The sequence below is a fragment of the Methanosarcina sp. genome (assembly GCF_028693135.1).
GTDB lineage: Archaea > Halobacteriota > Methanosarcinia > Methanosarcinales > Methanosarcinaceae > Methanosarcina.
On record NZ_JAQUVZ010000074.1, the window covers coordinates 1 to 12,621 of the forward strand.

Sequence of the window (12,621 nt, forward strand, 5' to 3'; positions counted from 1 at the left end):
GGGTATAAAAACAGGATTTATACATCATAATTCTACAGAAATTTTAGAAAATTGAGTAAACTTTATATAAAAAGATTGGAAAATTCTAGACCGCCCAAAATGGAAAAAAGTTAACCGCCCTTGACATATGGCAACTGCCGATTATTTTTTATTCTTTTTGCCAGTGACCGCCCGATATCTGCTCACTTCGCGGCATGCGGGCGTAGAGAGAAGTTTTTGATGTAAATATTAAAAAGAAATATGATAACTTTGAAAATGTGCTTCTATTCTTTGATAGTAGTATTGATTATCCATACCAATATAATTGAGGTGGAGGTAGTAATTCAAAAAAATCGCACAAAGTGATTCTGAATTTACAGAACCTTTTTGGTCAAGCAGTTTGCTGAAAAAAAGGAAAAAGGTATAAGAAGTTATACCTTCACCGCAAGTGTCAGTTTGTGCAGGTCAATTAATACTTCGTTAGCAGTATCTGGAGCTACAAAGCAAAGTGCTATGAAGATAAGTACTACAATCAACAGGTATGTCATGAATCCTGCATGAACATGAATTACTCTAGTCATGATTTATTCTCCTTTTCTTGATTTAGCTACATGAGTTCCTTTAACTTCATGCAACGTGTTCACTACTATACAAAGATTAAAGGAAAGATTTCTGTTGATTGCAATTATCAGAACCGAACATAATCGTAAAGTACAAGTACATGTACTGTACAATTTATTAATGCTACTTTATTACAACGTTTTGAAATCTTTCCTAAACCATAAGTCTATATGTTGTGGGACTGGTACTCCCTCCAACAATAGACTTTATACTATTCTTTCTAAACTGATTCACCTTTCCTGGTGTTTCGCATTTCCTGCGCAAGTGCATTCATTTCATTACACAGTGTATTTAAAGGATATGAAAGCTTTCTTCATATGTTGTCTATAGGCTAATATAAACTACATTCTGGCATTTTTGCGATAACCACCAATTACTATTAATGCCCTAGCAGTTTATAATGTTTTTTCAACCCAAGTCTGAATACAAAGACTTCTAGTTTGTTACCAGATAAACAACAGAAAATTCTATTTATTACCAGGATGCGGAGAATGAATCAAAAATTCTTTTGAATACAAAGCCCGACAGAAATGTAAGAAGTGAATCCGCAAAATGTAAAGGAAATAAGCTTTTGGGTACTGTGTAGTCTAAGGGGACTGACCTTCAGACTGGCTTCGGTGCATGCTGAAAATTTATCTTAGCCCCCGTCAACTACACAGAACTCGGAAGACATCGTTTTAAGGAAAGTAAAAATTAGTGAACTACTGACATTGTCTGTTATTAGCTACCATTGGGCTATCGCAAGTATGATTTTTAACATGTTTTTTAGAATTTCCATTCAAATAAATGTTTTTTTAAAGAATAAAGAATAAATGAATATTGTAGTTTTATGTCATTTTTTTAGATCCCTCAATATCTTGCATGAGAAGGAGGAAGCTGGCATGGCTGAATACTGTACATATGAAAAATATGTATTTAAAAAGAAGCTTGAAACTCTAAGAAGTAAAAGTGGAAGGAGCAGAGAATTAATTTCCCTTTATATTCCTCCTGATAAACAGATCTCAGATGTTACAGATCATTTGAGAGAAGAACATGAGCAGGCTTCGAACATTGAATCTAAACTCACCAGCAATAACGTACAGGGAGCACTTGATTCTTTGCTGGCAAAGTTAAGAGATCTTAACAAAATACCGGAAAATGGAATAATTTATTTTACAGGAGTTGTCGATACCGGAACTAACAGGACAGGCATGGTGAACGAAGCTCTTATTCCTCCGGAACCTGTTGTACATTACATATATCACTGTGATTCCGTTTATTATCTTGAGCCTCTTGAGGAAATGCTTAGAGAATGCAGTACTTATGGGTTTATACTTCTTGATTTAAGAGAAGCTACTATCGGAATGCTTGTAGGCAAGCAAACTGAAGTTATCAGGCATCTCCACTCAACTGTCCCTGGCAAACAAAAAAAAGGAGGTCAGAGTGCACATCGTTTTGAACAACTCAGACGCATTGCTATTCATGATTTCTACAAAAGAATAGGGAATGCTGCAAGTGAAGCATTCCTTAAATTAGAGCCAGCTGAACTTAAAGGCATTCTTATAGGAGGGCATTCTCCAACTAAAGAAGAGTTCAATGAAGGTGAATTTCTACATTATGAGCTTCAGAAAAAGGTTCTTGGATTGTTTGATACAGGGTATACGGATGAATCAGGTTTTTCTGAGTTAATAAATGCGGCAGAGGATACGCTCCAGGGTATTGACTTATTTAAGCAAAAGAAAGACATGGAAATATTTTTTAAAGAACTCGCTACTGAGTCTGGTAAAGTATCCTATGGAGAAGACAATGTACGGGCAAATCTTGAAATAATGGCAGTTGATGTGCTATTACTTTCCGAAGACCTGCGGGCTGAAAGAATAACTATCAAATGCAGCGTTTGCAGATATGAGAATAAACGGACAAGAAAATGGAAACCCAATGAAGCTGTTCCTGTGGCAGGAAATTGTCCTGAATGTGGTTCTGCACTTGAAGTCACGGATATTATTGATATCGTTGGTGAATTCTCAGAACTCGCTGATAAAGGCGATGCAAGGATTGCTTTTGTATCAACAGATTTCGACGAAGGCTCTCAACTTATGATAGCTTTTGGCGGAATTGCTGCAATCCTCAGATATAGCACAGGAGTGTAATTACCAACATTTATTTCATCAATAAAATGATGGCTCTGATTTCCAATAAATCTCTAATTTGACAGATTCCACTAATTGAAAAAGTATTACCTTACAAAGACGGTGCCAGAGGAAGCTTCACGCAAACGGTTGTCAGATACTTCTATTTCGGAAACTACAGGCTCTTCAGATTCAGAATCTTCGAGCGGTTTTACATGAGCCGTCCCTGTCACGGTATTGCTACCTGCAGCATTGCTTGCAGTAAGTACCACTGTATAGTTTCCTGCTATGAATAGGTATGAGCTGGGTTCTGGAGCGTTGAATTTATTGTTCCGTCTCCAAAGTTCCAGTTCCATGCGGTTGTGAGCCTTTACTTGTGTCCGTAAATAGGACATTAAACGGTGTGTTCCCTGAAGTAACATTGCTGTTGAAGCTTGCAATAGGAGTTTGCAAAGAGGTTCATGTCACTGTAATATAATTGAATTTTGTCACCGAAGTGCTGTCTGCTGCATTGGTTACTGTCAGCTTTACCGTGTAACTGCCTGCTGCTGAATATGTGTGCTTCGGATTCTGGAGTGTTGAAGAGGTTCCGTCTCCGAAACTCCAGTTCCATGCAGTGGGCGAGCCTGTAGAATTGTCCTTAAAGGTTACAGTAAGAGGCGCAGTTCCCGTTCTTGGAGAGCCCCAGCAGTTTATAACTGGTTTTTGTGCAGTTGGTCCTGCTACTGTTATATAAATGGACTTTGTTGCCGTATTGCTGCCTGCCGCATTACTTACTGTAAGCGTTACCGTGTAAGTTCCTGCTGTCGAATATGTATGCGTTGGGCTTTTCTCTGTTGAACTTGTTCCGTCTCCAAATTTCCATCCCCTCGAAGTAGGCGAATTTGTACTTGTGTCAGTAAACGTGATTTTCAGAGGTGCATTTCCTGAAACTGGTGATGCCGAAAACACAGCAATAGGAACTTTTACTTTCTGGTTTCCGCTGATAACCTGGTTCCCACTAACTGAAGTCCCCTGGATGTTTTTGATTGTGATTTCTGAACCTGGACTGGAGGGATATACATTTATTAAGTTATTATTTTGTATTTTGACCTCGCCGTTTGTGTAAGAATTTCCGTCGAGATATATTCCTTCTTTTCTGATATTTTCAAAAGTGTTGTCAGAGATTTTTAAGTTTACTCCGTCTATGAGGAACTGCTGATATACTCCCTTAGTCAGGAGATTGCTAAATGTATTCCCACTTATTATTATATTCCTGAAACTTTCGTGATATGGGAAATAGATTCCGTATTCTCCACTATTTTGAACATTATTTGTAATTATAAGAGTATCTCCAATACCATTTTCACCTCCTTGATACGTAACCCCGGCGATTCCATCCATAATATTATTTTTTATTATATGCACTCCATCATTTACACTGCCTCGTCTTACGACTGCCCCATATCCACCATATACTTCATTCTCGGTAAATTCTGAGTATTGTGTACCGTCAAGAAACGCAAAAAAGTACGGAAGCTGCGGATATATTTTATTTCTAGTGACTATATAATTAATAGTAACTGGATGAGCATCAACAACATCAGAGCCGGCGATTTGTGCCCCAATCAGAGTGTTATCGGCGATAATAACGTCTCGATTTAAAGATTTGAGTTCAGCTGAATTGCCTGTTATGGCATGCCTGCAATTCTCTATGTGATTATGTTCAATATTGACAAAAGCCGAACCACTAGCTGTATTTACACCATATCCACTGCCGGGCTTAAGGCAGTCATATATTTCATTATTATTAACATCCACATTAAAACAGGAATACAGACAAATAGCCCCAAATCCACTATTACTGAACCGGGAATTAGTGACAGAACTGTCCTTGCAATATTGCATAACCAGTCCATGATGAGACGTTGTCGCACCCGTGTCCTCTAGCCTTATATTCTTTATATGCATTTCAATAGGTCTGTATACTTCAGTTTGGACGGTCTCGGACAAGCTATAATCTCTAAGAAGTGGTTGATTTAAAGTGACGACATTTCCATTTACACTTTTAACAGCATATATTTCCCCTGTCATTTGATCAGGATAATCAAGAGGACACCACTTAACAGTTTTCCAAATCTTAATCAAGTCGTTCTGGCGAACCTGGGAAGCGTCAGTTAAAACCACTTGAGATGAACCCTTTTTAGCGTTAGCTGCCAGTTTTTTGCTAGTGACCAATGATCCGCTGAAATAAATCCCGTAAAATTCATTATCAGAAGTTTGAATGTGAAGAGTTACTTTTCCTTCGCCTATTATGTTCAGACTTTTACTACTTTGATATATTCGATTTTTTATATAATAGTCTCCTTCGCGGATAGTTATGGTGTCTCCACTTTTTGAGTTATCTAGCGCCGCCTGAATGCAAGCGGCGTCGTCCTTATAATCAGATGTCAGATAAAGACCGGAGACAGCTGGTTGAGCATCATCGTCAATTACGATGTTTGACGCCAAAGCAGCAGGGCTACTTAACACAAGACAAAAGAGAGTAAGGGTAAGTATTTTCATAAGGGTTTTTAAATTTTTCATAAGAGATCCCCATGGGCCCGTTTAACTTAGAGCCTTCCGAAAACAATTTTCAAAAGGCTCTAAGACGATTTCAATAAGTTAATTTAAAGAAGTTCATACTTCTACCAGAATTAACTTTCTTATTATTGTTTAACTGATATTAACATTGCTATTTTAGTTAATCAGTTGTGGTCTCCAGGCGCTCTTATGTGACCGGTGTAATAAGTCATTTGAAGGAAATGAAAAATCCAATACGATGCACTTCGGGATGGGAATGAGAAAACCAAAAGGGGTAGCCAGGGAGAAGATGGAATCGTGGTTACCTATATTAACAAAAAATATTCTGACGTAAGGAATTAAATTATTTAAAAACGAGAAGACTTCCTGAGGAAGGAGAAAGACTAGAATAGCATTTGAAATCAAAGAATAGTAGCTTCAAAGACAGTGCGAGGGATGGGATTCGGACGCATGAATTCCTACGAAAGTAGGCCCTGAACCTCCGCCTTTGACTTTACTTGTGACAGGCAGAAAGCCCCTTGCTCTAGCTTGCGGGATGAATGGCGTAAACGAGCTCATTTTCGTTATCTGCTAACCTTGAAATACTATCCAGTCCTCTACGATGTACTGAATTCCTAAGCAATAACCAAGCCAGGGAAAACAGAAATATTTGTATTAAATAATTTTTCACCTCTGGGACAGAGGGTAGAGCCTGTGGACTTGTGAACGGTAGTTCGAGGTATGAAGCAGGAAGCCTCACAGCTTTAGCGGGGGGTAGTTCACTTCTTGCCGCAACTAAGATATATGGGGAAATATGATTTAGCAATTTACCCCTTAAACGTATTTTCCATCAAGCTTTTTCGGCATTTTCTTTTTCCAGAATTTCCTTCAATTCTTTTTCCAGCATTTTCCTCCTGATGTCCAGGTGGTCAGCTTTCAGATTAAGGCTTTGAAGTTTCCTTGAGCGCGTATCCGGCTCAATTATTTCTTCGGCTTCTCCAATTTGTTTTTTCATGGCTTCTAATTCGGTTTTTACGTTTTCTTTTTTGCTTTTAATGAATTCCAGTTTTGTTTTTAAATCGGCTTTCTTATCCTCTTCAGGTACGCTGCTGATCTGCTGTTCAAATTCCTTTTCCTTCTTATCTAAAACTTCCAGGAAATACCCTATTCTTCCCAGAATCTCAGCTTCTATCGCTTTGTCAAAGATGACTTCTTCGGGCTTCTTTTCAAGGGGCTTTTCAACCATTTCGGATTTTACAGGCTCTTTTGGGGGAATGAAGACGGATCCTTCTTTCAGTATTCTCTGGTTCATGAAGTTGGGTGAAACGATTTCGATATCAACTTCATGAAGAGAATCCAGAACAGCCTTTTTAAAATCAGAGCGGGTCGTTATCAGACTGTCCACATTTTTTAAGAGTCCTCCTACCTTGTATGTGACTGAAAAATCTCCAAGTTCAAGAACATGCACGAATGGGGTTTCAAGCCCCGTTTTTTCTGCGGCAAGGAGCAGGTTCTTTTCGATTTTTTTGCGGGAGACATCATAGCCAAGGGAGACACAGGTGTAGATAATGGTACCTGAAGTCCGGATTGTTTTGAGAGAGTTTGAAACCAGTTTAAGGTTAGGGATTGTCACCAGGTCCCGGTCGATTGACTGGACTTCCGTGTGCAGGATGTGGATGTCGGTAACTCTTCCGAAGACAGAATCACTTTCGATGTAGTCTCCTGTCCTGAAAGGTTTTATAATCCGAAGCATGATACCGGACATTGCGTTGGCAATGAAAGTGGTGGAGGAAAGGGCAATTGTGGCTCCTGCCAGAAGTCCCAGTAGACTTAATATAGAGTCCTTGTACTGGTTTGAGATAGGGAGGCTGAACACGACAAAAATGAGGCCTATACTGAGAATGATGAACTGGATTAGCTGCTTTGTGAATTTGATGTCTTTGTGGATTATCTTTGTCCTGACGAGAAGACGGTCAACTGCAAAAATAAGAAAAAAGGTTACTGCAACTGTAATAATACTCACAAGATAGTCCCCAAGAATCTGGGATAAATAACTCAGCTTCTTTTCCCCCTCTATAATTTTCTTTAGTTTGTTCGTTTTTTCTTTTAGCCTTCGCAATCCCCTTGAATTAAAAAATTCATCCGGTTACATCCCATTATATCCTGTTAATTTATTCCTGATGCTTGATATTATTAACTTCAAAACCTGTTATTCACTTTAAATTATTAACTTCAAATCCTCAGAAGCATACGGAAGTGTCAGGTTTTGCCTCCGGATAAGGAAACTTTTTCATCAGGACATCTCTGGCAGGAAATAACTTTAAAGGCAGTGAGATAAATTACTGTGGTAGGTGAACTGAATATGAAAATCGCAGTATGCGGGAAAGGCGGAAGCGGAAAAAGCACAATTTCTGCGCTCCTGGCAAAGCAGATGGCAAAAACAAAGAACGTGCTGGTGCTCGACACCGATGAGTCCAACTACGGGCTACACGGTCAGCTCGGGCTTGCAGCCCCAAGAGACCTAATGGAGTACTTCGGGGGAAAGCAGGGATTCAAGCAAAAGCAGAGAGCTCCAAAGACTGCCCCCCTCGGCGGGCTTACTGCTCCGGGGGCTGCCGCAGGCCAGCAGAAGTCCCGCTTTTTTGAGGAAAGGTGGAGCTTTTCCGACCTGCCTTCGGAATTTGTGGAAGAAAAGGGAAAGATAAAGCTCATGGCAATCGGCAAGATCCACGAGTTCGGGGAAGGCTGCGCCTGTCCTATGGGCGTACTTACCCGGGAGTTCCTGGAAAACCTCGACCTCTCAGAGAGTGATATCGTGATCGTGGACACGGAAGCCGGGGTGGAGCACTTCGGCCGGGGAGTTGCCAAAGACTTTGACACGATCCTTGTAGTGGTTGACCCCTCCTACGAATCCCTCCAGTTATCCAGAAAGTTTGAAGAACTCGGGGAGCAAGCCGGAAACAGGGTTTTCTTTGTGCTGAACAAGGTCGAGGAAGATATTGAAGGAGACATGCTGGAAGCTGTTGATTCTTCAAAAGTTGCCGCAGTAATCCCTGCAGACAGGAAGCTTTTCAAGGCCTCCCTGAAAGGCGAAGAATTCGAGCTTGAACTTGAAGAAATTGAAAAGCTTGTGGAGTTTCTGGATAAGAATTGATTCCTCGATTCCTTGATATTCAGGGAGATCAGGGAGATCAGGGGGGCGGTGGGGGCTGCGGGCGGCTCTCCTTAATCCCATCGGTTGGCCCTTTTTATGGCGCTTCACTTAGCCGGGGCTGCAGTTTCGGGCGCAAACCCCATCCTGAGAATGCATTAAAAGGGGGAAGAAAATACTGAAGGATAACCCGTGAGTGTAAAAAAAAGCTTAAAATATTCAGAATGACGGCAGGGTTAGTCAATTTTTGAAAGCTGTAACGGAATCATTGTCGAGTTTAAGTTTTCTCAGGTTTTGTATATTTTCATTAATTTTAAGTTTTCTCAGGTTTTGTATATTTTCATTAATTTAAGCGAGTTTTCTCTGACTGCTCTGGTTGTTTATTTTTTAATATTTTTTTGTTCAGTCTTTGTGGAATAGCCGCTCTTCGAGCGGACAAGCTCGACGGGGATGAAGTATTCACGTTGTTCTGGCTTTTTGAAACAAACTCATTCGAACCCCTCTGTCCTCAATCTGATTATAAGAATGTGATTTCTTAGGCCTGTTAACTAACCCTTCATTAGAAATAATCCGGATCAATTATCCGAAAGTATATTATTGATCGTGTTATTTTGGATAATACAAAAGTTTTACTTAGTTTGCAGACAGCAGGTTTTGTTTGCCTATGCGATCCCTTCTGAGATTTTTGATTTATTGACTTATTGATAAAAATTGTGTTTGAAATGCTTGAAATATTTGGATGTTATAGGAATTATATTTTCATTATTTAAAACGCTGGAGAAAATAAAATGACTACGCGCGAGTACATGCTTGGAAACGTGGCAATTGCCAGGGGCCTTTTAGAAGGCGGCGTGCAGGTAGCTACAGGCTACCCTGGGACTCCTTCTTCGGAGATCATCGATACCCTTGCGGCCCGGAAGGAACGAGACTATCATATAGAATGGTCGGTTAACGAAAAGGTGGCAATGGAAGTGGCAGTCGGAGCCGCCTGGGCAGGAGTTAGGTCTGTCGTGACAATGAAACACGTCGGGTTAAACGTTGCAGCCGACCCCTTCATGACCCTTGCGTATGCAGGGACAAAAGGCGGGCTTATTGCCATCGTGGCTGATGACCCTTCCTGCCACTCCTCCCAGAACGAGCAGGATACACGGCGCTATGCCCAGTTTGCCCTTGTACCCTGTTTTGACCCCTCGACCCCTCAGGAAGCCAAAGATATGCTTCCATATGCTTTTGAGTTTTCAGAACAGTTCGAAATCCCTGTAATCTTCAGGCCCACAACCCGGATATCTCACGGTAAATCAGATATCGAGCTTGGAGAAATCCCTACCGAAAAATCGGCTCCACATTTTGAAAAACTTCTCGACCGCTGGGTCATGCTGCCCAAGAATGCCCGCCCCCGCCATACTCATCTCCTTGCTATCCAGCAGCCAATGGAAGATGCTCTTGCAGAATCCCCCTGGAACTCCCTGGAACTGAAACCTGATGCAACGTTCGGGGTAATAGGTGCAGGCATTGCATCCGTTTATGCAAAAGAGGCTCTGCAGGAACTCGGGCTTGAAGCTTCTTTCCTGAAGATAGGGACCTATCCTGTCCCGAAAAAGCTTATTCTGGAACTACTTGAAACCGTAAATTCGGTTCTTATTTTCGAAGAACTTGAACCTGTTGTGGAAGAGCAGGTAAAGATGATTGCGCAGGAGGCCGGCCTTCCGGTTTATATCATGGGGAAAACAGGTGGGTTTGTCCCACGAGAAGGAGAACTGGATATAAGCGCCTTCCTTGAAGCCCTGAACAAAGCTTTTGATCTGGATGTCGAACCTGAAAAGGGAACGATCTCTCTTGAACTTGCCCCACGCCCGCCTGGTCTCTGTGCAGGCTGCTCTCACCGAGCAACCTTCTATTCCATGAGAAAGGTTTTTGGAAAGGATGCCATCTACCCAAGCGATATCGGCTGTTACACCCTCGGGATCCAGACCGGGACTGTTGAGACCACGCTCTGTATGGGCTCGAGCATCAGCATTGCGTCGGGGCTTTACCATGCAGGGGAAAAGCGCCCTATCTGCTGTTCTATCGGGGACTCAACCTTTTTCCATACAGGCATGAATTCTCTTCTGAATGCGGTCTTTAACAAAGCCAATATTACAGTCACCATTCTCGACAACCGCATCACGGCCATGACCGGGCACCAGCCAAACCCCGGAGTTGGCTTTACGGTTACCGGAGAGCCAACTGTAGAGGTCTCGCTTGCCGAACTCTGCAGGGCTATGGGAGCCGGGTCTGTAGTTGTTGTCGACCCTTACAACCTTGAAGAGATTCAGGAAGCTTTCAAAGCCGCAAAGGACTTTGAAGGCACAGCTGTGGTTATTGCAAAAAAGCCCTGTGTGATCTCTGTAAAGAGAGCAGGAACCAGGCGGCTCCCGTACATCGTTGACCCCGAAAAGTGCGAAGGCTGCAAGCAGTGCGTTAAGTTCGGCTGCCCAGCAATCGAATTTGATGAGGAAAACAAGTGTGCTGTAATTACTGCCCTCTGCAGCGGGTGTGGGGTCTGCGCGCAGATCTGTAAGTTTGATGCTATCAAGGAGGTGAAGAGATGAGCCAGATTGAAGGAGAGAAAAAACTCGACCTCCTGATCACAGGAGTTGGCGGGCAGGGCGCAATCCTTGCTTCGGACATCATCGGAAAAGCCGCAGTCATTTCAGGGCTCTCCATCCGGGCAGCAGAGACCCACGGCATGGCACAGCGCGGAGGCTCAGTTGTAAATCACATAAGGCTGGGGGCCAATCTCGGATCAATGATCCCTAAAAAAGGTGCAGACGTCTTGCTTGCCCTTGAACCCATGGAAGCAGTCCGATATCTCGATTTCCTGAAAGATGGCGGAGTAATTGTAGTAAATACTCAGCCAATCGTTCCTGTGACCGTTACCTCAGGCCTTGCAAAGTACCCCGATATCCAGGAAATCCTTGATGTCCTTTCTGAAAAATATATCGTCAAAGCCTTTAATGCGGATGAACTGGCTGCTGAAGCCGGGAGCAGGCTTGCAATGAACGTTGCAATGGTCGGAGCAGTCTCTGGCTACCTGCCCATTCCGAAAGAGATTTTGATTGAGAGTGTAAAGGCACTTGTGCCGCAGAAGACGATTGAAATTAATGTCAGGGCTTTTGAGATGGGGAGAAGAAAAGTAGAGGAGAGCTAAACAGAGGAAAGCTAAAACTTTCCTTTTCCTCCATAACTGTACCTTGAATATCTATAATGTTTCAAACATTCCCACTTACATAAAATTGTGCAAAAAATATAGTCATCAAAAATAGTGATTTAGTTTATAGTCAACACAGGAAATATTTGCGCATATGAAAAAAGCAAAAACTGGAAATAACACTATAAAAGTGCAGTTAATTGTTGAGTTGGCTATATTTACAAAGAGAACATTCAATTAATATACACTTAATTTTCATAGAGTATGTTACTAACAATCGATGATTTGCGAACCAAAAACAAAGGGGATAGTGACACATGGAACATATAAAAAATAGCATTGTTGACTATTTGATGGCTAACTCTTTTATGGATAAGGATGTTCAATTGAAAGATAGTGACTCTCTTACTCAGAACGGCATTATAGATTCTATCGGTTTACTTGAATTGATAGACTATATCAGTGAAACATATTCTATCGAAATTCCTGAAGATATGCTGACTCCGGAGAATTTTGATTCTCTACAGGGGATCACTGACCTGATAACCAAACTGGCGAAGTGAAATAATATGCGAATTGATGCGTATATCACAGAATACGCCAGAAAAACTCCTCAAAATATTGCCCTGGAAGAGGGCAAAAATTCAATTTCTTATAGCTGTCTCGAGAAGGATATAAGTGACATTTCCTTATCTCTGATGGATTTTAAGCATTGCAGATTTGCGATACTGTCAGAATCTGGCATACAGTATTTAAAATTACTCATGGCTGTATACAGGTCAGAAAACATTGCAATCCCTCTGCCAATAGAATTTCCCAAATTCAGTCTTGAGCGAATCCTTGATTCTGCCCATGTCAACAATATAATTACAACAGATACACAGTATTCGAGGTTTGGGGAGAATTTTTTTGAGCGTTTTGGAACAGTAATCGTTGTTTCCAGCGATACTTCAGTAAAGATTCTTCGTAAGGAGATTAAAGCCGAAACAAATACCTCTGAAATGAGGCTGGTGCTTTATACATCAGGCACA

Annotated in this window: 10 protein-coding genes and 1 pseudogene; 7 read left to right on the top strand and 4 right to left on the bottom strand. The window is 41.5% G+C overall.

Annotated features, from left to right (window positions below):
- Positions 1 to 1,481 precede the first annotated feature (1,481 nt).
- On the top strand, positions 1,482 to 2,729 hold the full coding sequence (gene prf1, locus PHF18_RS17470) for a peptide chain release factor aRF-1 (RefSeq protein WP_300104941.1): 1,248 nt from the start codon (positions 1,482 to 1,484) through the stop codon (positions 2,727 to 2,729).
- Between the two features lie 265 nt (positions 2,730 to 2,994).
- On the opposite strand, the pseudogene PHF18_RS18155 reads toward prf1, so the two are convergent.
- The 4 genes and pseudogenes from PHF18_RS18155 to PHF18_RS17485 form a co-directional block, all read right to left on the bottom strand.
- Positions 2,995 to 3,039 (bottom strand): annotated as a pseudogene (locus PHF18_RS18155) (hypothetical protein); the annotation flags it as partial.
- A gap of 128 nt (positions 3,040 to 3,167) precedes the next feature.
- Positions 3,168 to 5,273 (bottom strand): PKD domain-containing protein, encoded by a 2,106-nt coding sequence (locus PHF18_RS17475; RefSeq protein ID WP_367279217.1) that lies wholly within the window; start codon positions 5,271 to 5,273, stop codon positions 3,168 to 3,170.
- A 414-nt stretch (positions 5,274 to 5,687) separates the two neighbouring features.
- A complete protein-coding gene (locus PHF18_RS17480; RefSeq protein WP_300104942.1) occupies positions 5,688 to 5,828 on the bottom strand; it encodes a hypothetical protein in 141 nt (46 codons plus the stop codon).
- Between the two features lie 271 nt (positions 5,829 to 6,099).
- Positions 6,100 to 7,272 (bottom strand): mechanosensitive ion channel domain-containing protein, encoded by a 1,173-nt coding sequence (locus PHF18_RS17485; RefSeq protein ID WP_300104943.1) that lies wholly within the window; start codon positions 7,270 to 7,272, stop codon positions 6,100 to 6,102.
- Between the two features lie 339 nt (positions 7,273 to 7,611).
- On the opposite strand from PHF18_RS17485, the gene PHF18_RS17490 reads away from it, so the two are divergent.
- The 6 genes from PHF18_RS17490 to PHF18_RS17515 all read left to right on the top strand — a co-directional run.
- Complete coding sequence (locus PHF18_RS17490) at positions 7,612 to 8,403, top strand: zeta toxin family protein (RefSeq protein ID WP_300104944.1); 792 nt, start codon at positions 7,612 to 7,614, stop codon at positions 8,401 to 8,403.
- Positions 8,400 to 8,582, top strand: coding sequence for a hypothetical protein (locus PHF18_RS17495; RefSeq protein ID WP_300104945.1), 183 nt, complete (start codon positions 8,400 to 8,402; stop codon positions 8,580 to 8,582). The genes PHF18_RS17490 and PHF18_RS17495 overlap by 4 nt, the downstream gene beginning before the upstream one ends.
- Before the next feature lie 606 nt (positions 8,583 to 9,188).
- Positions 9,189 to 10,991 carry an indolepyruvate ferredoxin oxidoreductase subunit alpha gene (gene iorA, locus PHF18_RS17500; RefSeq protein ID WP_300104946.1) on the top strand — a complete coding sequence of 601 codons (1,803 nt, stop codon included), beginning with the start codon at positions 9,189 to 9,191 and terminating at the stop codon, positions 10,989 to 10,991.
- A complete protein-coding gene (locus tag PHF18_RS17505; protein WP_300104948.1) occupies positions 10,988 to 11,590 on the top strand; it encodes an indolepyruvate oxidoreductase subunit beta in 603 nt (200 codons plus the stop codon). The genes iorA and PHF18_RS17505 overlap by 4 nt, the downstream gene beginning before the upstream one ends.
- Before the next feature lie 317 nt (positions 11,591 to 11,907).
- Positions 11,908 to 12,153: an acyl carrier protein gene (locus PHF18_RS17510; RefSeq protein ID WP_300104949.1), complete on the top strand. Its 246-nt coding sequence runs from the start codon at positions 11,908 to 11,910 to the stop codon at positions 12,151 to 12,153.
- Positions 12,154 to 12,159: 6 nt separating this feature from the next.
- Positions 12,160 to 12,621 (top strand): AMP-binding protein (locus tag PHF18_RS17515; protein WP_300104950.1); only part of this gene is annotated, 462 nt, incomplete at its 3' end.

Coding starts and splice junctions, on each gene's coding strand:
- PHF18_RS17505 (WP_300104948.1), top strand. CDS start 10,988: ATGAGCCAGATTGAAGGAGAGAAAAAACTCGACCTCCTGATCACAGGA.
- PHF18_RS17475 (WP_367279217.1), bottom strand. CDS start 5,273: ATGAAAAATTTAAAAACCCTTATGAAAATACTTACCCTTACTCTCTTT.
- prf1 (WP_300104941.1), top strand. CDS start 1,482: ATGGCTGAATACTGTACATATGAAAAATATGTATTTAAAAAGAAGCTT.
- PHF18_RS17480 (WP_300104942.1), bottom strand. CDS start 5,828: ATGAGCTCGTTTACGCCATTCATCCCGCAAGCTAGAGCAAGGGGCTTT.
- PHF18_RS17490 (WP_300104944.1), top strand. CDS start 7,612: ATGAAAATCGCAGTATGCGGGAAAGGCGGAAGCGGAAAAAGCACAATT.
- iorA (WP_300104946.1), top strand. CDS start 9,189: ATGACTACGCGCGAGTACATGCTTGGAAACGTGGCAATTGCCAGGGGC.
- PHF18_RS17510 (WP_300104949.1), top strand. CDS start 11,908: ATGGAACATATAAAAAATAGCATTGTTGACTATTTGATGGCTAACTCT.